The following is a 19395-nucleotide window of genomic DNA, read 5'->3' on the forward strand; positions in this document are numbered from 1 at the left end:
GGCGGGCGGTGACGGCACTAGCATCGTGCGGGTCGGCCACCGGCGAGCCCGGTGGGCCACACCGCGACCTTCCGCCGCGCCCCGCCGCGGACGGAACCGTGACCAGTACAAGGAGGCAGAGCATGGCGAAGAAGGCCCGCAAGAAGAAGGCCCGTAAGAAGAGCAGCGCCAACCACGGCAAGCGCCCCAACTCCTGATCATCCGATCAGGCGGCGCAGTCGCCGGACAGCGAGACGGCCCGGGTCCGTGATCGGACCCGGGCCGTCTCGCGTCGTTCGTCAGTCGGCCAGTTCGCGGGACTCGGTGGTCTCGAAGACCACCAGCTCGGTCAGCCGCAGGCGCAGCCGCTCCCGCAGCTTCTCCGGGGCCGCCTCGTTGCCGCAGCACCGGGCGACCAGCGCCTTGACCTCCTGCTCGATGCCGTACTCGCGCAGGCACGGCCCGCACTCGTCCAGGTGGTGCCGGATCAGCACCCGGCGCTCCTCGGCGCACTCCAGGTCGAGGTAGAGGTAGACCTCGGCGAGGACCTCGTGGCAGTCCGTCTCGTGCGGTTGTCCACAGCTCACGGTCACACCTCCCGGCCGGCGGCGGCGGTCGAACCCTTCTTCGACGAGGCGGCGCTGAAACCCCGCTCCGCCGCGTACTGCTCCAGCAGCTTCCGCAGATTACGTCGGCCACGGTGCAGACGGGACATCACGGTGCCGATCGGCGTGCCCATGATGTCGGCGACCTCCTTGTAGGAGAAGCCCTCGACGTCGGTCAGGTAGACGGCCAGGCGGAACTCCTCCGGCAACTGCTGGAGGGCCTCCTTGACGTCGCTGTCCGGCAGCCGGTCGAGCGCCTCCGTCTCGGCCGAGCGCAGGCCGCTGGACGTGTGCGACTCGGCCTCGGCGAGCTGCCAGTCGGTGATCTCCTCGGTCGGCGCCTGGATGGGCTGGCGCTGCCGCTTGCGGTAGGTGTTGATGTAGGTGTTGGTCAGGATCCGGTAGAGCCAGGCCTTCAGGTTCGTGCCCTGCTCGAACTGGTGGAAGGCGGCGTACGCCTTCAGGTACGTCTCCTGAACCAGGTCCTCCGCGTCCGCCGGGTTGCGGGTCATCCGCAGCCCGGCAGCGTAGAGCTGATCGACGAAGGGCATCGCGTCCCGCTCGAAGCGGGCCCTGCGCTCGTCCGTCTTCTCGGTGGTCAACCGCACATCCCCTCGCGTCGGATGCTTTCCCGCCGAGGATACGCGTACCCGCTTGCCGGCAGATTCACTTCCGGAGTGTGTGCCGGTGCTCACGACCGACGCCGCCGCGGGCCACTCCGGCGCGTCGAGCAGCCGCCGGAGCTGGCGCTCGTCCCGTTCGTCCCGTTCCCGGCTCCGTGTCTCGGTCGGCACCGGTCACCCCCCTCGCGATGGCTCTGTCGTCGTCCAAGGGAAGTAACGCGAGTTGTGGGGCGTGGCATTCCTCCGGCCCCACCCGATCCTGGTCCCGGCCTCGGCCGCGACCGACGCTGGGACCAGGAAGGGCCTGGGAGGGTGGCCCCGGCGCGCCCGAACCGGGCGGCCGGCACCAACCGGTGCAACGACCCGCCGCGCCGGACGGTCACGGCGCGCGCCGCCCGGTCAGGACGACCACCCGTGTACGCGCAGCCAGTCCCGCACCACGGCGGCCGTACCAGCCGGATCGCGGCGCAGGTCGTGGCGCTCCCCCGGCCGGACCACCACCTCGATGCCGGGGCCCGGCTCGGGCACGCCGAACGGGTCCCGGTCGCCGTTGACGACGAGCGTGGGCAGCCCGGTGAGCAGTTCGCCGGCCCGGGAGCGTTCCGGTCGTCCCGGCGGGTGCAGCGGGAACGCCAGCGCGACCACTCCGGCCGCCTCTACGGCGGTGGCGGTACGGCAGGCCACCCGGGCGCCGCTGGACCGGCCGCCGACCACCCAGTGGCGCACCAGCGGGGCACGGCGACGCAGGTCGGCCAGCACCGCCGTCCACGCCTCGTCGAGGTGCCCGGCGGGAGCGGGCGCGCGTCGCCCGGCGACCCGGTACGGCTGGGTCACCAGGGCCACCCCGGCCCCGGCGGCGAGCACCGCGTCCCGCACCGCGGTCAGGTCGGGCGCGTCCACGTCACCACCGGCGCCGTGCCCGAGCACCAGCACCGTGGTGGCGTCGGCGGGTGTGTCGAAGCGGAGCCGGGCGGGTCCGCGTGGGGTGTCGATCTCGTCGTCGTGCCGCACCGGCCCATTGTGCGCGGACCGGCGCGCCCGCCGGTGGTTCGGCGCGGAGACGCCGACGTCGCCCGCGGCCTGCCGGAGCGGACCACGGGCGACGTCGGGATCAGCTCAGCGGAACCAGCGTGAGCAGGCGGTCGCGCACCGGCGGACCGGCGTCGTCGAGCGCGTCCGGATCCGGCTGCACCTCGCTGCGCCAGGCCACCAGCATGGCGCGCCGCTCACGCGGCGTGGTGCCGCCCCAGACGCCGTGGCAGTCGCCCACCTCAAGCGCCCAGGCCAGGCAGGAGCCCTGGACGTCGCAGGTGCGGCAGAGCGCCACCGCCGCGTCGGCCGGTTCGTTCGGTGCCGGAAAGAACGTCTCCGGATCGACGTTCTGACAGGTGCCCCTGGTGCGCCACGCGTCGTCCTGGCGTCGTTCGCTCAGCGCCCGCAGCAGTCGCGGATCGCGCCGCGCGGCGGCTACCTCGTGCGGACGCGGCATACGTGCCCGTGTCAATACACCCACCTCCCCCGTGGGAACCGGCGTAGATCTCTCACAAGATCGATGAGTGTCATCCGCCCCGTGCGAACAGACGCCCATCACCGGCGCTGTGTTCTATCGCATTCGAATACGTAAGGACAAGGGTCTTCAATGAAACTGACTGAACGTCCGGGCGACTTTTCCGGCCCAACCCCGGCAAACGGGGCGCGCAAATGTGGCGGAGCGTGATCAGAACAGCGTCGGTCCGGCGGCCGTCCCGGCACCCGCCGGAGCCACCGCGGCGACCAGCTCCGGGCCGTCGTTGCGGACGTCGCCGACGGCCCGGGACACGGGCCGGATCTCCAGCCCGGCGAGCAGGCCGGCGTCCGGCGGCGCGAGCAGTTCCGCCGGCTCCTCGGCCGGGCCGAGCCACTCCGCCCAGCGCTCCGGCGACAGCAGCAGCGGCATCCGGTCGTGCACCTCGGCCAGCTCGCCGACCGCGGCGGTGGTGAGCACGCTGAACGTGAGCCGGGCCGCACCGGCCGACTCCCAGACCGACCAGATGCCGGCGAAGGCCAGGACCGAGCCGTCCCGCGGGGTCATGAAGTAGGGCTGCCGCCCGCCGTCGGCGAGGCGGACCCACTCGTACCACCCGTCGGCGGGGACCAGGCAGCGACGGCGGGCGAAGGACGGCGCGTACGCCCGGCTGGTGGCGACCGTCTCGGCCCGCGCGTTGATCATGCGGGCGGCCCCGGCGGCGCTGCGCGACCACTGCGGGAGCAGGCCCCAGCGGCCGAGGGAGAGCAGCCGGTGCCCCTCCGGGGCGAGCCGGACCAGCGGCACCGGGTCGGTCGGCGCGACGTTGTAGTCCGGCGTCACCCCGCCGGTCTCGTCGGCCGACTCGAACAGCGCGCTCAGGTCGGCGGCGCTCCGGGTCGTGGCGTACCTCCCGCACATGGCGCCCACGCTAGCCGCATCCGGACGTTCCGGCTGTCCCGCCCAACGGGAGCAGCGGCGCCGGACGGTTCCACCAGGCCGTGAGCTTGGCAGAATGTAACGGTGAGCAATCCGACCGCGACGCGTCCGCCGCAGCAGTGGACCGCGCCGACCGCGAGCGACCCGGTCGCCGCGACGCTGCGCCTGCCCGGCTCCAAGTCGATGACCGCCCGGGCCCTGGTGCTCGCCGCGCTCGCCGGCGGGCCGTCGACACTCGCCCGGCCGCTGCGCGCCCGGGACACCGAACTGATGGCCGGTGGCCTGCGCGCACTCGGCGCCCACATGTCGATCTCGGACGACGACCGCTGGCTGGTCCGCCCCCACCCGCTGGCCGGCCCGGCGCACGTCGACGTCGGCCTGGCCGGCACCGTGATGCGCTTCCTGCCCCCGGTGGCCGGACTGGCCGCCGGGCGGGTCACGTTCGACGGCGACCCGCACGCCCGGACCCGGCCGCTCGGGCCGCTGATCGGCGCGCTGCGCACGCTCGGCGTCCGCATCGACGCACCACCGGCCGGCAGCCTGCCGCTCGTCGTCCTCGGCGCGGGCCGGGTGACCGGCGGCGACGTGGTGATCGACGCCTCCGCGTCCAGCCAGCTCGTCTCCGGGCTGCTGCTCGCCGCGCCCCGCTTCGACCGGGGCGTCGTGGTCCGGCACGAGGGGCCGCCCGTGCCGTCCGCGCCGCACGTGCGGATGACGGTGCAGATGCTGCGCGCGGCCGGCGCCGCCGTGGACGACACCACGCCCGACGTGTGGACGGTCGAGCCGGGCCCGCTGTCCGGGCGCGGCTGGGAGATCGAGCCGGACCTGTCCGGCGCCGCGCCGTTCTTCGCCGCCGCGCTGGTCACCGGCGGCGAGGTGACGCTGCAGGGCTGGCCGCGCAGCAGCCTCCAGCCGGTCGAACGGCTCCGGGACCTGCTGCACCGGATGGGCGGCGAGGTGAGCCTCGGCACCGACGGCCTGACCGTGCGGGGCACCGGCACGGTGCGCGGGATCGACGCCGACCTCTCCGACGTCGGCGAGCTGACCCCGGTGCTGGCCGCGCTCACGCTGCTCGCCGACGGTCCGTCCCGGCTCACCGGCATCGGCCACATCCGGGGCCACGAGACCGACCGGGTCACCGCGCTCGCGAAGGAGTTCACCGCGCTCGGCGCGGACATCACCGAGACCCGCGACGGGCTGGACATCCGGCCCCGACCGCTGCGCGGCGGGACGTTCCGTACGTACGCCGACCACCGGATGGCGCACGCGGCGGCGGTGGCCGGGCTGGCCGTCCCCGGCATCGAGGTCGACGACGTGGCGTGCACCTCCAAGACCATGCCGGAGTTCCCGGCACTATGGTCGGGGATGGTGACCGGCAAGAACTGAGAGCGGGGGACGTCCTGGCGACGAAGCGGCGTGAGTACGACGAGGACGACGTCCGGGTCCGGCCGGGCCGGTCGTCGCGCCCACGAACGCGCACCCGGCCCCGCCACGCCGACGCCGTCGAGGGCTTCGTCATCGCCGTCGACCGGGGCCGCTACACCTGCGTGCTGTCCGGTGCCGGACCGGATGCGCCGCTCGTGACCGCGATGCGCGCCCGCGAGCTCGGACGCAAGTCGGTGGTGGTGGGTGACCGGGTGGGGCTGGTCGGGGACACCTCCGGTGCGCCGGGCGCGCTGGCCCGGATCGTGCGCATCGCCGAGCGGACCTCGGTGCTGCGCCGCACCGCCGACGACGACGAGACCACCGCCGAGGGGCGGCTGGAACGGGTGGTGGTGGCGAACGCCGACCAGTTGGTGATCGTCAGCGCGCTCGCCGACCCGCCGCCGCGTACCGGGTTCATCGACCGCTGCCTGGTGGCCGCGTACGACGCCGACATCGAGCCGCTGCTCTGCCTCACCAAGGCGGACCTGGCCGGCCCGGAGGCGGTGCTCGGCTACTACACCGAGCTGGAGCTGCCGTACGTGCTGATCCGCCCGGACTCCGACCTGGCCGCGCTGCGGGCGCTTCTCGCCGGCCGGGTCTCGGTGATGGTGGGCCACTCCGGGGTGGGCAAGTCGACGCTCGTCAACCGCCTCGTCCCGGACGCCGAACGGGCGGTGGGCACGGTCAGCGCGATCGGCCGGGGCCGGCACACGTCGACGAGCGCGGTGGCGTTGCGGCTGCCCGCCGAGCCCGGCGCCGACGGCGACACCGGCTGGATCGTCGACACCCCCGGGGTACGCAGCTTCGGGCTGGCCCACGTGTCCGCGGAGAGCCTGCTGCACGGCTTCCCCGACCTGGTGGAGGCGACCGTGGACTGCCCGGCCAACTGCCCGCACACCGCCGACGAGGCGGACTGCGCGCTCGACGCCTGGGTGGCCGCCGGGAAGGCGGACGCGCGCCGGCTCGCCTCGTACCGCCGGTTGCTGGCCTCCCGCAGCGGCGACGGCGACCCGCGCGAGCCGGAGCGCAACCCCGGCGATCCGCTCGCCGGGTCCTGACCGGCGGACCGGCGGCGACCCGCCGTCGCCGGCCGGGCCGCCGCCACTAGCGTGTCCGTCATGACCGGGTACGCCGACGACCTCGCCCTCGCCCACCTGCTCGCCGACGCCGCGGACGCCGTCTCCTCGGCCCGGTTCCGCGCGCTCGACCTGCGCGTCGAGTCCAAGCCGGACCTGACCCCGGTCTCCGACGCGGACACCGCAGTGGAGCGGGAGATCCGCGCGCTGCTGGCCGCCCACCGTCCCGGCGACGGTCTGCTCGGCGAGGAGTACGGCGAGCAGCCGCCGGCCGGGCCGGACGGGCGGCGCTGGGTGATCGACCCGATCGACGGCACGAAGAACTTCGTCCGGGGCGTACCGGTCTGGGCCACCCTGATCGCGCTGCTGGAGCACGACCGGCCGGTGCTCGGCCTGGTCTCCGCCCCGGCGCTGGGCCGCCGCTGGTGGGGCGCGCTCGGCGCGGGCGCGTTCGCCGGCACCGGCCCGGCGGACGGCACGCCGATCCGGGTCTCCGGCGTGACGGCGCTCGGCGACGCGAGCTTCTGCTACTCGTCGCTGACCGGCTGGGAGCAGGCCGGGCGGCTGGACGCGGTGCTCCAGCTCATGCGCGACACCTGGCGCAGCCGCGCGTACGGCGACTTCTACGGCTACATGCTGCTGGCCGAGGGTGCACTGGACGTGATGGTGGAGCCGGAGCTGTCGCTGTGGGACATCGCCGCGCTGGTCCCGATCGTCACCGAGGCGGGCGGAGTCGTCACGGATCTGGCCGGGCGGCCCGCGCCGGCCGGCGCCGACTCCGCCGACATCAGCGCCGTGGCCAGCAACGGGGCGCTGCACGACGACATCCTGGCCCGGCTCGGCCGTCCAGCCGAGCGCTGACCCCGGGGGAGCCTCTATCCTCGCCAGGTGGTTTCCTCCGGTTGGTGCTTCCTGGCGGCGATGATCATCGCGTACGGCTTCGCCAACCTCCTCCAGTCGGTCGCGGCCGCGCGGACCACCGTGCACCACACGTTCGACCCCGGGCTGCTGCTGCGCCTGGCCGGGCACCGGACGTACCTGATCGGCCTGACCTGCCAGGTCGTCGGCTTCGTGCTGGCCTTCCTGGCCCGCCGCGACCTGCCGTTGTTCCTGGTCCAGGCCAGCGTGGCGGCCGGGCTCGGGGTGACCGCCGTCCTCGGCGTGCTGGTGCTCAAGTGGCGGCTGCCGGCAGCCGAGGTGGTACTGCTGGTGCTGCTGTTCGCGGGCATCACCGCGCTCGTGCTCTCCGCCCAGCCGGCGCCGTCACGGCAGCTCGGCACCGCCGGGCTGGTCGGCCTGGCGGTGGCGGTGGTGGCGATCGCCGCCTCCGGCTTCTTCGCCGCCCGGCTGCACGGCGCGCTCGGGTCGGTGGTGCTCGGCTCGCTGGCCGGGATGGCGTTCTCCGCCGCGGCGGTAGCGGCCCGCCCGCTCGCCTCGGCCGGGTCGGTGGAGGCGTTCGTCCGCGACCCGCTGCTCTACCTGCTGATCGTCCACTCGCTGATCGGCCAGTTGCTGCTCGGGCTGGCCATGCAGCGCGGTTCGACCACGGCGGCGGTCGCGGCGATGGACGCCGCCGGCGCGGTACCCGCGGCGATCGTCGGCCTGCTGCTGCTCAACGACAAGATCTGGCCCGGCCGGGAGTGGCTGGCCGGGCTCGGCTTCCTGGTTACGCTCGCGGCGGTGGTCGGCCTGACCCGGTACGCCGAACCGCAGCACCACCACAGCGGCGCCCGCCAGAAGGCGATGGTGGGCGCCGCTATGGTGCCGGTTCAGGCGGCCTCGACCGGTCCGCGTTCGGAGACGACCACCTCGACCGGCGGCGTCGCCTCGACCGGCGTCGGCTCGATCGGGGTGGCCGGGCGGCGGCGCCCGATCACCCGCTCGTAGAGGCGCTCCAGTGCGGCGGCGGTACGTTCCCAGGTGTAGCTGCACCGGACCCGGTCCACCGCGGCGTGCCCGTACGCGAACCGTCCGGCGTTGTCGGACAGCAGCCGGCGCAGCGTGACCCCGAGCGTGCGGACGTCACCCGGCGGCACCAGCTTGCCGGTCACCTCGTCCACCACCGCGTCGGCGATGCCGCCCATGGCGTAGCCGACCACCGGCACGCCGCAGGCCATCGCCTCCAGCGACACCCGCCCGGCCGACGCGTAGTGCGGAGTGCAGGCCACCACGTCGGCGGAGCGGTACCAGGTGGCCATCTGGTCGTGCGGCACCGCGCCGACCAGCTTCACCTGCTCCGCCACCCCCGCCCTCTCGGCCAGGTCGCGCAGCCGGCGCGCCTCGGCGTGCCCGTCCAGCCGCTCGGGCGGCGGACCGCCGGCGATCACCAGTTCCGCGTCACCGACCAGCCGCATCGCCCGGATCAGGTCGTCCTGGCCGTGCCCGGGCGCGAGCCCGCCGACGGAGAGGATCCGGGGCCGCTGGTCCCGGGGCGCCGCCTCGCCGTCCGGGTGGAACTGGCCGGTGTCCACCCCGGTCGGCACCATCGCCACCGCTGTGCGTTGCAGGCCCATCCGGGTCAGCTCGTCGACCTCGTCGTTGCACTGGGCCACCGCCACGTCCACGGCCCGGGTCAGCGCCCGCTCCAGCGGGATGCGCTCCCCCGGCCCGCCGTACCCGCGACCGAGGTGCCGCAACTGCTCCACACCGAGCGAGTGGAACGTCTGCACCACCGGGATGTCCGTGGCGCGGACCGCGTGCGCGGCGGCCAGCCCGCCGACCCAGTAGTGCCCGTGCACCACGTCGGGGGTCCAGTCCCCGGCCCACTGCCCGGCCAGCCAGCGGCCGTACTCGGCGACGAACGGGACCAGCTCGGCGGTGGAGAGCATGTCGGGCGGCCCGACCGGGACACGTTCCACCCGGTAGCCGTCGAGTTCGGTCAGGGCGGGCTGGGCGGACGCGGCGCGGCGCTCGTAGACGCGGACGTCATGGCCCCGGGCGGCGAGCTCCGCCGCCACGCGCGCAATGTGCTCCTGCGTCCCGACGGTGGGACCGTCGGTGGACGAGCCGGCGTGCGCGCATACAAGGCCGACGCGCATGGTGCACCTCCATGCGTTCTCTGCGAGCGGGGTCTCCGGTCAGAGCGTCCCATTAACCCAGGTCCGGTGCGCCCAAACCTGACAGATCGGCGTCGCCCGGCCACGGCGTCCCGCGGACGGGACAGCCGTCCGATGCCGATCACCGGCGAAAACGGTCGGCATGACCGCCCGGCCCGGGGGTACCGACGGGGAATGCCCCTGACCCGCAGCCTCTCCGACGCAACAGTGGTCATCACCGGCGCCTCCAGCGGGATCGGCGCCGCCACCGCGTACGCGCTGGCCCGCCGGGGTGCCGACGTGGTGCTGGCGGCCCGGACCGAGTCCGCGCTGCGCCGGGTCGCGTCGTACTGCCGGGAACTGGGCGGCCGGGCCCTGGTGGTGTCCACCGACGTGACCGACCCGGAGGCCGTGGAGCGGCTGGCGGGGCGGGCGGTGGCCGAGTTCGGCCGGATCGACGCCTGGATCAACAACGCGGCGGTGGGCACCGTGGGGCTGTTCGACGAGATCCCGGTGGCCGAGTTCCGCCGGGTGGTGGACGTGAACCTGCTCGGCGCCGTGTACGGGACGCGCGCCGCGCTGCCCTGGCTCGACGCGGCCGGCGGCGGGGTGCTGGTCAACAACGCCTCGGTGCTGGCCGAGGTGGCGATGCCGTACCAGTCGGCGTACAACGCGACCAAGCACGCGATCCGAGGACTGGCCGACACGGTCCGGCAGGAGCTGCGGGTGACCGGCCGGGGGAACATCTCGATCTGCACGGTGCTGCCCGCCACCATCGACACGCCGTTCTTCCGGCACGCCGCCAACCACTCCGGCCGGGAGCTGACCCCACCGCCGCCGGTGTACCCGCCGGAGATGGTCGCCGAGACGATCGTCAAGTTGCTGCGGCGGCCCCGGCGCGAGGCGTACGCGGGCGGCGCGGCCCGGCTGATCGGCCTCCAGTGGCGGCTCGCCCCGGCGCTGGCCGAGCGCGTGCTGGGCTGGTACACCGCGCGCACCCAGTTCGGCCCCGGCGTACGCGCCGACTCGACCGGCGCGGTTTTCACGCCGGACGCGGAGGCGGAGCGGACCGACGGGTGGTCCGGCCGGCGCGGGCAGGTGCTTCGGCTGACCGCGGCGGTCGGGCTGGCCGCCGGCACCGCTGCCGGCACGGTGGCGGCTCTCAGCCGCCGGTCGCGGTCCGGTCGGCCGTGAGTCCCGTCGACCGGACCGGTGCGCGGGCGCGGACCGAGGTGCACAATGGGGCGATCATGCCGACGGATGCGCGTTGCCTGGTGGAGACCGACGACTCCTCGCCGACGGTCCGGCTGACCGGGGTGCTCGACCGGTCCGAGGTGGAGGCCGTACGGGACGCGCTGCTCGCCCGCTTGTGGCGGCACCCCGGGGTGCTGCTCGTGGACCTGTCCGGGGTGCGGATCCCCGATCCGGTGGCACGCGACGCGCTGGACGAGGTCTGCCGGGCGGTCGACGACTGGCCCGCCGCGCGGCTGCTGCTCGACCCGGACGGGCCGCCACCGGACGCGCCGCCCGAGCCGCTCGACGCCGAGCTGCCCCCGGTGGTCGAGGCCGCCCGGGAGGCGCGGGTGCTGGTGACCGGCGGCTGTGCCAGGTGGGGACTGCCGGAGCTGACCGAGCCGGCCTGCATCGCGGTCACCGAGATGGTCAACAACGTGGTGGCGCACGCGGTCACGCCGATGACGCTCCGGCTGGCCCCGCGCGGCGGCGCGCTGCACCTCGCGGTCCGGGACCACTCGACCGGGCGGCCCGCGTACGGCGGTCCGGCGCCGGTGGACTCGGTGGGCGGGCGAGGGCTGCTGCTCATCGACACGGTGGCCCGGCGCTGGGGCAGCACGGCGCTGCCCGACGGCAAGGTGGTGTGGTGCGTGCTGTACGCCGAGGACGAGACGGCGTACCGCAACTGAGGTGCTTTTCGCACTGTTTCTCCCGATCCTCCCGGCCGGTCGCGGTTAGGGCGGGGAGCGCAGTGGGTAGTTCCCGGGCATGCGCGACGACGAGTACCCCACCCCCGTGTCCGATCCCGAGGCGTCGGGCCTGCCCGACACCGCCGACGACGACTCCAGCGCCCACGACGACGTGCTGACCGGGCGCGAGGCGGACGGCCCCGACCCGGCCCAGATCCCCGGCGACCGCACGCCGGTGGCGGTGGACCAGTTCGGCACCACGGCGGAGGAGCAGCTCGACGGCGAGTCGCTGGACTACAAGCTCCAGCGCGAGCAGTACGAGCGCCCCGCCGACGACCCGCTCGCCGGCCCGGTCGACCCGGACATCGCCGCCGAGGCGGACAGCGAGGAGGCCGCCGCGCAGGCCCAGCTCGACGCCGACGTGATCGACCCGGGCCCGGTCTCGGACCCGCACTCTCCGGTCTCCGTGTACGACCACGGCCAGCTCGGCAGCGTCGCCGACCACCAGGTGGGACGGCTGGTCGAACCGGACGAGGGCGCACACACCGACCAGGAGACCGACAACGTCGCCTACGACGCCGGCGCGGCCGGTGGCGGGGCCAGCGCGGAGGAGCTGGCGGTGCACGAGACCCGGCCGCCGGAGGCGCGCTGACCGCTCAGTCGTCCAGGCCCCGCTCGATGGCGTACCGGGTCAGCTCGACCCGGTTGTGCAACTGGAGCTTGCCCAGGGTGTTCTGCACGTGGTTCTGCACGGTCCGGTGGGACAGGCTCAGCCGGTCGGCGATCTGCTTGTACGACAGCCCCTTGGCGACCAGACGCAGCACCTCGGTCTCCCGTTCGGTGAGCCGGGGTGCGTCGTCGTCCGGGGCGGGCGGCGCCGCGGCCAGCCGCCGGTACTCCCCCAGCACCAGCCCGGCCAGGCCGGGCGTGAACACCGGCTCACCGGCCGCCGTGCGGCGCACCGCGTCCAGGAACTCCGCCGGTGCGGCCGACTTGATAAGGTAGCCGGTGGCGCCGGCCTTGACCGCGTCCAGCACGCCCTGCGGCTCACCGCTGGCCGACAGCATGAGCACCCGCACGTCGGGCAGCGCGGCGCGCAGGCCCCGGATCACCTCGACGCCGGAGATGTCCGGCAGCTGAAGGTCTAGCACGACCAGGTCGGGACGGGCCGCCGCGGCCACCCGTACCGCCTGCCGGCCCTCCCCGCTCGTCGCCACCACCTGGTGACCCGCCTCGGTCAGGTCGCGAGCCACGCCCTCACGCCACATCGGGTGGTCGTCGACCACCATCACCCGGATGCTCACCCGCGGCTCCTCGGCACGACCAGCTCGATCTCGGTGCCGGCGCCGGGCGCGGACACGATCCGCACCTCGCCGCCCAGGTCGGCCACCCGGCCCCGGATGGACTGCGCCATCCCGAGCCGCCCCTGCGCGGCGGCCTCCGCCAACCGCCCCTCCGGGATTCCCGGTCCCTCGTCGCGTACCGAGACGGTCACCGTCTCCTCCTCGTCCTCGATCAGCACCCAGGCCCGCCCGCCGGCGTGCCGGGCCACGTTGTCGAGCGCCGCGCCGACCGCGGCACCCAGCTCCCCGGCGGCCCGCGCCGGTAACGGCACCGGTGTGGCGGGCGCGGACACCACGACGGTGGCCGAGGCGTACCTGTCGATCAGGTCGCGCAGGTCCTGCTCGTCCCCGCCCGGATCCGGCGGTGCGCCCGCCCGGCCGATCAGCGCCCGCAGCGCCGCCTCCTGCTCGCCGGCCAGCCGGGCCAGCTCGGCCGCCTCGCCGTCCAGGTCCGCGCCGCGCCGCCGGACCAGGGCGAGCACCTGGAGCACCGAGTCGTGGATGTCGCGGGCCAGCCGTTCCCGCTCGCGGGTGGCCGCCTCCAGCTCCACCGCCCGCTGCAACCGTTCCTCCGCCTGCACCGCCAGCCGCGCCACGTGCCCGACCACCACGCCGGCGAGCAGCATGAGGATCGCCCCGGTCAGCGCAGACGGGCTGATCCGGTCCCGGGTGGCGAGGTCGGCGCCGCCGAGCACGATCGCGGCCACCGCGCCACGTCGCCGCCCGCCGGAGACCGCCCAGGCGAGCACCGGCCCGGCCAGCCAGGCGGCGGTCAGCATCGGCACCCCGGCGGCGAGCGCCGCGCTGCCCACCACCCACGGCGTGACCAGGATGATCGCCAGCACCACGCCGAGGTCGGCCAGGAGCAGCGGCCAGCGCCGCCCGCCCGGACGGCCGTAGCCGGCCGCCGTCACGCCGCTCCAGGCCAGCATCGCCAGCAGGACACCGCCCGCGGCGACCGGGTGTGCGTAGCGGTCCGCGTCGCGCAGCACGACCAGTCCGACGTACGCGAGCGCGGCGAAGCGGAACACCGCTATCGATCGCCAGAAGGGGCCCTCGAGGCCGGAGGACGACGGCATGTGGGCCACCCTGTCACAGCCGGTCCAGGCCACCCCGGGCGGTGCGGTCCGAGAAACCCTGACGTACGGTGGAAATGCCGCGAAAGTCGTCGAGGAGCATCGTCGGGACGGGGTCATGACAGACGCAGAATTCCCCGCACCGCGTACGGTTGTGCCCATCGAACCTTCCCTGCTTCTCGCCACCGCCTTCGACCAGGCGCAGGTGACCGGGCTGCGGCACTCGGTCACCTCCTGCGCGCACGGCTCCGGCCTGTCCGGCCAACGGCTGGACGACTTCGTGCTGGCGGTCAACGAGCTGATCACCAACGCGGTCCGCCACGGCGGCGGGCAGGGCTGGCTACGGCTCTGGGAGCGGAACGGCGAACTGGTCTGCGAGGTCGCCGACCACGGGCCCGGGATCAGCGAACGGCGGCTGCGCGACCGCGAGCGGCCCGCGCCGGACACCGCCGGCGGCTGGGGCCTCTGGCTGGCCCGGGAGCTGAGCGACGCGATGGAGGTGGAGAGCGGCGACGCCGGCACCGTCGTCCGGATCACCGCCGCGCTCGCCACCCGCCAGCCCGTCACCGGCCCGCTGGACGGCTGACCCGCCACCGTCAGGCGAACAGGGCGCTCACCGACTCCCCGTTGTGGATCCGCCGCATCGCCTCGGCCAGCGCCGGCGCCACCGACAGCACCTCCAGCTTCGGCACCCGCTTTTCCGCCGGGATCGGCACCGTGTTGGTGCAGACGATCTCCAGGACGCCCTCCTGCCCGCTCAGCCGCTCCAGTGCCCCGCTGGAGAACAGGCCGTGCGTACAGGCCAGCCGGATCGAGCGGACCCGCCGCTCGCGCAGGTGCGAGATCAGCTCGATCACCGTGCTGCCCTTGGCGATCTCGTCGTCCAGCACGATCACGTCCCGGTCCGCCACGTCACCGATGATCGTGCTGATCTGCACCCGGTCGTCGCTGAAACGCTGCTTCGCGCCGGCTGCCACCGGCGTACCGAGCATCCGGGCGAACGCGGCCGCCTCCTTGGCGTTGCCCAGGTCCGGCGAGACCACCACCGCGTTGCTCAGGTCGTACCCCTTGAAGTGGGCGGCCAGCTCGCGCAGCGCGTGCAGGTGGTCCACCGGGACGCTGAAGAAGCCGTGCACCTGCGGCGAGTGCAGAGTCATGGCCAGCACCCGGTCCGCGCCCGCGGAGGTGAGCAGGTCGGCGACGAGCCGGCCACCGATGGAGATGCGCGGCGCGTCCTTCTTGTCCGACCGCGCGTACGCGTAGTGCGGCAGCACCACGGTGATCCGCGCGGCCGACGCACCCCGGGCCGCGTCGATCATGAGCAGCAGCTCGACCAGGTGCTCCTGCACCGGCGGCACCAGCGGCTGGATGAGGAAGACGTCGCGCTCCCGGCAGTTCGCCTGCAACTGCACCTCCAGGCAGTCGTTGGCGAACCGGGACACCCGCACCGGGTGCAGCGGGACGTGGAGGTGGGCGCAGATCTCGGCGGCGAGGTCGGGATGGGCCGACCCGCTGAACACGGCAATGTCACGCACGTCTGATGATCGTACGGGCCGCCGGAGGGAGACGGTGGACGCTCGCGGCGGGTACGGTGCTGCCGTGACCGCAGAGTTCGTCGCCGCCATCGACCAGGGCACCACGTCCTCGCGCTGCATCGTCTTCGACCGGGCCGGTGAGATCGTCGCCGTGGCCCAGCGCGAGCACCGGCAGATCTTCCCCCGGCCCGGCTGGGTGGAGCACGACGCCGAGGAGATCTGGACGAACGTCGAGCACGTGGTGCGCGAGGCGCTGGCGAGCGCCGACATCGGCACCGAGTCGCTGGCCGCGGTGGGCATCACCAACCAGCGCGAGACCACAGTGGTGTGGGACCGGGAGACCGGCCGCCCGGTGGCGAACGCGATCGTCTGGCAGGACACCCGCACCGGCCCGCTGCTGCGCGAGCTGACCGAGACGTACGACGAGGAGCGGCTGCGGGCCCGCACCGGCCTGACCTCGGCCACCTACTTCGCCGGGCCGAAGCTGCGCTGGCTGCTCGACCACGTCGACGGGCTGCGCGAGCGGGCCGAGCGCGGCGAGGTGCTGTTCGGCACCATGGACAGCTGGCTGATCTGGAAGCTGACAGGCCGGCACGTCACCGACGTGACGAACGCCAGCCGCACCATGCTGATGGACCTGGAGACGCTCGACTGGGCCCCGGAGCTGCTCGACGCGCTGCGCGTCCCGGCCGCCGTGCTGCCGGAGATTCGCAGCTCGGCCGAGGTGTACGGCACCGCCCAGGGGGTGCTGGCCGGGGTGCCGGTGGCGAGCGCGCTCGGCGACCAGCAGGCGGCGCTGTTCGGGCAGACCTGCTTCCAGCCCGGCGAGGCCAAGTGCACCTACGGCACCGGCAGCTTCCTGCTGCTGAACACCGGTGCCAGCCCGGTGCCGTCGCGGCACGGCCTGCTCACCACTGTGGCGTACCGGATCGAGGGCCAGCCCGCCGTGTACGCGCTGGAGGGCGCCATCGCGGTCACCGGCTCGCTGGTGCAGTGGCTGCGCGACAACCTCGGCCTGATCTCCTCCGCCCCGCAGGTCGAGGAGCTGGCCCGCACCGTCGACGACAACGGCGGCTGCTACGTGGTGCCGGCCTTCTCCGGCCTGTTCGCCCCGCACTGGCGCAGCGACGCCCGGGGCGTGATCGCCGGGCTGACCGGCTACATCACCAAGGGGCACCTGGCCCGCGCGGTGCTGGAGGCGTCGGCCTTCCAGACCCGGGAGGTGGTGGACGCGATGAACGCCGACTCCGACGTGGCGCTGCGCCGGCTGCGGGTCGACGGCGGGATGACCGGCAACGAGCTGCTGATGCAGTTCCTCGCCGACGTGCTGGACGTGCCGGTCATCCGGTCCCGGATCACCGAGACCACGTGCCTCGGCGCCGCGTACGCCGCCGGCCTCGCCGTCGGGTTCTGGCCCGACCTGGCCACGCTGCGGGAGAAGTGGCGCTCGGACGCGCAGTGGGAGTCGACGATGGACCCGGCGCACCGGGAGCACGAGCTGCGCCAGTGGCACAAGGCGGTCCGGCGCACACTCGACTGGGTCGACTGAGCGTCAGGCCCAGGTGTTGCCGGTGAGCTTCTCGTACACCTCGACGTAGCGGGCCCGGGTCGCCTCGATCACCTCGGCCGGCACCTCCGGCGCGGGCGGCTGCTTGTCCCAGCCGCTCGCCGTGGCCCAGTCCCGCACGTACTGCTTGTCGTAGGAGAACTGGGCGCGGCCCGGCTGGTACGACTCGGCCGGCCAGAACCGGGACGAGTCCGAGGTGAGCACCTCGTCGCCGAGCACCAGCGTGCCGTCCGCCGCCCAGCCCAGCTCCAGCTTCGTGTCGGCGATCAGGATGCCCCGCTCGGCGGCGATCTCCGCGCCGCGCCGGTAGACGTCGATGGTGATCTGCCGCAGCCGCTCCGCGACCTCCGGCCCGACCTTGTCCACCACCTGCTCGTACGTGATCGGCTCGTCGTGCTCGCCCTTCGGCGCCTTGGTCGACGGCGTGAAGATCGGCTCGGGCAGGATCGACGCCTCGACCAGGCCACGGGGCAGCGGTACCCCGGAGACCGAGCCGGTGCGCTGGTATTCGGCGAAGCCGCCGCCGGTCAGGTAGCCCCGGGCCACGCACTCGACCGGCACCATCTCCAGCCGCCGGCAGCGGATCGCCCGGCCGGCGAACTCCGCCGGTACGTCCGTCGCGGAGATCACATGGTTCGGCACCAGGTCGGACAGCTGCTCGAACCACCACAGCGACAGGGCGGTGAGCAGTCGGCCCTTGTCCGGGATCGGGGTCGGCAGCACCACGTCGTAGATGGAGACGCGGTCGGAGGCGACCAGGATCAGGTCCGCGCCGTCGGCGTAGACGTCCCGGACCTTGCCCGAGTGCAGAAGTTCCACGGCGCTAGTACACCATGACCGGCGCGGACCGCCCGGCGCGCCCACCGCCGTCCCGCCCGGCGTTGACACCCGGCCGGGGGCCGGTGAAATGATCCGTCCACCCGACCTTCGGAGAGAGACGCGTGCGCGCTGTGCAGTCCGTACCCCGTCCCGGGATCGACCGGCGACGGTTCCTGGGCGCGCTCACCGGGCTGCCGCTCGCCGCCGGCGGGCTGCCGCTGCTCGCCGGGTGCAGCCCGGAGGAGGTGGCCGCCGACGAGGGCCCGATCGAGCTGTCCGTGTTCTGGTGGGGCGGCGCCCGCCGGGCCGCGGCCACCGAACAGGCGCTGCGGCTGTACTCGCAGCAGAACCCGCGGGTCAGCTTCCGGGTCACCTGGCAGGGGCTGGGCGGCTACTACGACCGGCTCGCCACGCAGGCCACCGGCGGGAACGCGCCGGACCTGTTCCAGATCGACGACACCCTGCTCGCCGAGTACGCGGGCCGGGACATCCTGCTCGACCTGACCCGGTACGTCGCCGACGAGCGGCTCGACCTGCGCGAGGTGCCGGAGCAACTGGCCCGCTACGGCCGGGTGGAAGAGCGCACGGTGGGCGTGCCGGCCGCGCAGACGAGCGCGGCGCTGGTGTTCAACCGCAGTCTGCTGCGCCGGCTGAACCAGCCCGAGCCGCGCACCGGGATGTCCTGGAAGGAGTACACGAACTGGGCCGCCCGCGTCACCCGCGCCTCCGGCAACCGGGTGGCCGGCACCATGGACGCCTCCGGCGACTACCGGGCGTTCTGGCTCTGGCTGCGCGGCCAGGGCAGCGAGCTGTACCAGGGGCGGCAGCTCGGCTTCAGCTCCGCCGAACTGCTCGCCTGGTTCGAGTTCTGGGAGGTGGCCCGCTTCGACCGGGCCACACCGAGCGCCGCCCTGGTCGAGCAGGCCGACAGCGGCGAGCTGGCCCGCCAGCTCGTGGTCACCGGGCACACCGCGGCCTCCTTCGCCTGGTCGCACCAGCTGCCCGAGTTGCAGAGCCTGACCGACGACGAGCTCGGCGCGGTGGCCTTCCCGGGTACGCCGGCCGCCCAGTGGCCCCGGGCGTCGATGTACTGGGCCGGTTTCCGGGGCACCCGTCACCCGGAGGCCGTGGTGGACGTGCTCGACTTCCTGACCACGAACGTGGCGGCCGGCCGGCTCCTCGGCGTCGAACGCGGCCTGAACGCCAGCAAGCAGGTGCGCTCGTTCGTCGCCGCGGAGGTGACCGGCCGGGCCGAGAAGCGCATGGCCGCGCTCGGCGCCGAGCTGGACGACCTGGCCGGCCCGTCGCCCGCGCCGCCGCCCAAGGGGCACGCCGCGGTACGCACGCTGCTGATCGAGGCGGCCGAGAGCATCCGCGGCAAGCGGGCCGGCGCCCGTACCGCCACCTCCCGCTTCATGGCCCAGGCGAACGCCGCCCTCGCCGGCTGACCCACCTCCCCACCCCGCCCGGCGTGGGCGGGGTGGGCCGGGGATCAGCGCGGGGGCCGGTTGCGGCGGCCGCGCGTCAGCAGCACCACCAGCAGCACGATGCCGCCGACCACCACGAGGCAGCAGAGCAGGCCGAGGAAGCCGAAGCCGCCCCGGGAACGCCGGCGCGCCGCCTCCACCACGATCTCGCCGGTGCCGGACGACGCCCAGGCCGCGACCGGCACGAAGACCGACAGCACGACCGTACCGAGGACCGCGCCCAGGCGGCCCCACCACTTGTTCCATGCAGACATGACCCCATCCTCGCCGAGGACCGCAACCGGGGCACGGCGGACGGTGAGGATGTCGCCGGACACGATGAAGGGCCCCGGAGAGAACTCCGGGGCCCTTCGTCACGAGTAGCGGGGACAGGATTTGAACCTGCGACCTCTGGGTTATGAGCCCAGCGAGCTACCGAGCTGCTCCACCCCGCGTCGGCTCGTAAAGCCTATCGCACTCC

Annotated in this window: 22 protein-coding genes and 1 tRNA gene; 11 read left to right on the forward strand and 12 right to left on the reverse strand. The window is 74.2% G+C overall.

Annotation, left to right across the window (positions count from 1 at the left end; genetic code table 11):
- Positions 1–122 precede the first annotated feature (122 nt).
- Positions 123–197 carry a 50S ribosomal protein bL37 gene (locus tag AC2CHG_RS04100; protein ID WP_369752275.1) on the forward strand — a complete coding sequence of 25 codons (75 nt, stop codon included), beginning with the start codon at positions 123–125 and terminating at the stop codon, positions 195–197.
- A gap of 81 nt (positions 198–278) precedes the next feature.
- Here AC2CHG_RS04100 and rsrA read toward each other — a convergent pair whose 3' ends face one another.
- From rsrA to AC2CHG_RS04125, 5 genes are all read right to left on the reverse strand, one after another.
- On the reverse strand, positions 279–566 hold the full coding sequence (rsrA, locus tag AC2CHG_RS04105) for a mycothiol system anti-sigma-R factor (protein ID WP_135241896.1): 288 nt from the start codon (positions 564–566) through the stop codon (positions 279–281).
- 2 nt (positions 567–568) lie between these two features.
- Entirely contained in the window at positions 569–1378 is an 810-nt protein-coding gene (locus AC2CHG_RS04110; protein WP_315985935.1) for a sigma-70 family RNA polymerase sigma factor, read from the reverse strand.
- 228 nt (positions 1379–1606) lie between these two features.
- On the reverse strand, positions 1607–2218 hold the full coding sequence (locus AC2CHG_RS04115) for an alpha/beta hydrolase family protein (protein ID WP_484524175.1): 612 nt from the start codon (positions 2216–2218) through the stop codon (positions 1607–1609).
- A gap of 100 nt (positions 2219–2318) precedes the next feature.
- Entirely contained in the window at positions 2319–2711 is a 393-nt protein-coding gene (locus AC2CHG_RS04120) for a WhiB family transcriptional regulator (RefSeq protein WP_013288375.1), read from the reverse strand.
- Between the two features lie 213 nt (positions 2712–2924).
- Positions 2925–3632, reverse strand: coding sequence for an SOS response-associated peptidase (locus AC2CHG_RS04125; RefSeq protein ID WP_262013950.1), 708 nt, complete (start codon positions 3630–3632; stop codon positions 2925–2927).
- A 102-nt stretch (positions 3633–3734) separates the two neighbouring features.
- Here AC2CHG_RS04125 and aroA point away from each other — a divergent pair, with 102 nt between their 5' ends.
- Genes aroA through AC2CHG_RS04145 form a run of 4 tightly spaced genes read left to right on the forward strand, consistent with a single transcriptional unit; the run spans position 3735 to position 8038 of the window.
- On the forward strand, positions 3735–5036 hold the full coding sequence (gene aroA / locus AC2CHG_RS04130; protein WP_366622338.1) for a 3-phosphoshikimate 1-carboxyvinyltransferase: 1302 nt from the start codon (positions 3735–3737) through the stop codon (positions 5034–5036).
- Positions 5006–6133 (forward strand): ribosome small subunit-dependent GTPase A, encoded by a 1128-nt coding sequence (gene rsgA, locus AC2CHG_RS04135; RefSeq protein WP_366622336.1) that lies wholly within the window; start codon positions 5006–5008, stop codon positions 6131–6133. Before aroA ends, rsgA begins: the two co-directional genes overlap by 31 nt.
- Before the next feature lie 60 nt (positions 6134–6193).
- Positions 6194–7012: a histidinol-phosphatase gene (hisN, locus tag AC2CHG_RS04140; RefSeq protein ID WP_194800491.1), complete on the forward strand. Its 819-nt coding sequence runs from the start codon at positions 6194–6196 to the stop codon at positions 7010–7012.
- A 60-nt stretch (positions 7013–7072) separates the two neighbouring features.
- Positions 7073–8038 carry a hypothetical protein gene (locus AC2CHG_RS04145; protein ID WP_366622510.1) on the forward strand — a complete coding sequence of 322 codons (966 nt, stop codon included), beginning with the start codon at positions 7073–7075 and terminating at the stop codon, positions 8036–8038.
- Here AC2CHG_RS04145 and AC2CHG_RS04150 read toward each other — a convergent pair.
- The gene (locus AC2CHG_RS04150; RefSeq protein ID WP_366622332.1) at positions 7921–9189 is read right to left on the reverse strand and encodes a glycosyltransferase; all 1269 of its coding nucleotides are present in this window, start codon (positions 9187–9189) and stop codon (positions 7921–7923) included. The genes AC2CHG_RS04145 and AC2CHG_RS04150 overlap by 118 nt on opposite strands.
- A gap of 192 nt (positions 9190–9381) precedes the next feature.
- On the opposite strand from AC2CHG_RS04150, the gene AC2CHG_RS04155 reads away from it, so the two are divergent.
- The 3 genes from AC2CHG_RS04155 (at position 9382) to AC2CHG_RS04165 (ending at position 11760) form a co-directional block, all read left to right on the forward strand.
- Positions 9382–10380, forward strand: coding sequence for an SDR family oxidoreductase (locus tag AC2CHG_RS04155; protein ID WP_484524176.1), 999 nt, complete (start codon positions 9382–9384; stop codon positions 10378–10380).
- Between the two features lie 56 nt (positions 10381–10436).
- Complete coding sequence (locus tag AC2CHG_RS04160; RefSeq protein WP_262013955.1) at positions 10437–11108, forward strand: ATP-binding protein; 672 nt, start codon at positions 10437–10439, stop codon at positions 11106–11108.
- A gap of 79 nt (positions 11109–11187) precedes the next feature.
- Complete coding sequence (locus tag AC2CHG_RS04165) at positions 11188–11760, forward strand: DUF5709 domain-containing protein (RefSeq protein WP_262013956.1); 573 nt, start codon at positions 11188–11190, stop codon at positions 11758–11760.
- A 4-nt stretch (positions 11761–11764) separates the two neighbouring features.
- Here AC2CHG_RS04165 and AC2CHG_RS04170 read toward each other — a convergent pair whose 3' ends face one another.
- Positions 11765–12397, reverse strand: a complete 633-nt coding sequence (locus tag AC2CHG_RS04170) for a response regulator (protein ID WP_355512333.1) — start codon at positions 12395–12397, stop codon at positions 11765–11767.
- A gap of 11 nt (positions 12398–12408) precedes the next feature.
- A complete protein-coding gene (gene macS, locus AC2CHG_RS04175) occupies positions 12409–13530 on the reverse strand; it encodes a MacS family sensor histidine kinase (protein ID WP_484524177.1) in 1122 nt (373 codons plus the stop codon).
- Positions 13531–13645: 115 nt separating this feature from the next.
- Here macS and AC2CHG_RS04180 point away from each other — a divergent pair, with 115 nt between their 5' ends.
- Positions 13646–14113, forward strand: a complete 468-nt coding sequence (locus tag AC2CHG_RS04180) for an ATP-binding protein (protein WP_484524178.1) — start codon at positions 13646–13648, stop codon at positions 14111–14113.
- Positions 14114–14123: 10 nt separating this feature from the next.
- On the opposite strand, the gene AC2CHG_RS04185 is transcribed toward AC2CHG_RS04180, so the two are convergent.
- Entirely contained in the window at positions 14124–15062 is a 939-nt protein-coding gene (locus tag AC2CHG_RS04185) for a ribose-phosphate diphosphokinase (protein WP_262013959.1), read from the reverse strand.
- A gap of 64 nt (positions 15063–15126) precedes the next feature.
- On the opposite strand from AC2CHG_RS04185, the gene glpK reads away from it, so the two are divergent.
- The gene (gene glpK / locus AC2CHG_RS04190) at positions 15127–16611 is read left to right on the forward strand and encodes a glycerol kinase GlpK (protein WP_484524179.1); all 1485 of its coding nucleotides are present in this window, start codon (positions 15127–15129) and stop codon (positions 16609–16611) included.
- A 3-nt stretch (positions 16612–16614) separates the two neighbouring features.
- Here glpK and AC2CHG_RS04195 read toward each other — a convergent pair whose 3' ends face one another.
- On the reverse strand, positions 16615–17448 hold the full coding sequence (locus tag AC2CHG_RS04195) for a phosphoribosylaminoimidazolesuccinocarboxamide synthase (protein WP_262013961.1): 834 nt from the start codon (positions 17446–17448) through the stop codon (positions 16615–16617).
- Positions 17449–17570: 122 nt separating this feature from the next.
- Between AC2CHG_RS04195 and AC2CHG_RS04200 the strand changes: the two genes are divergently transcribed.
- Entirely contained in the window at positions 17571–18896 is a 1326-nt protein-coding gene (locus AC2CHG_RS04200) for an ABC transporter substrate-binding protein (protein WP_484524180.1), read from the forward strand.
- Between the two features lie 44 nt (positions 18897–18940).
- On the opposite strand, the gene AC2CHG_RS04205 is transcribed toward AC2CHG_RS04200, so the two are convergent.
- Positions 18941–19189 carry a hypothetical protein gene (locus tag AC2CHG_RS04205; protein ID WP_210900112.1) on the reverse strand — a complete coding sequence of 83 codons (249 nt, stop codon included), beginning with the start codon at positions 19187–19189 and terminating at the stop codon, positions 18941–18943.
- A gap of 106 nt (positions 19190–19295) precedes the next feature.
- Positions 19296–19369: transfer RNA gene (locus AC2CHG_RS04210), tRNA-Met, on the reverse strand.
- Positions 19370–19395: the final 26 nt, after the last annotated feature.

The organism is Micromonospora sp. ATLC20, assembly GCF_057196585.1.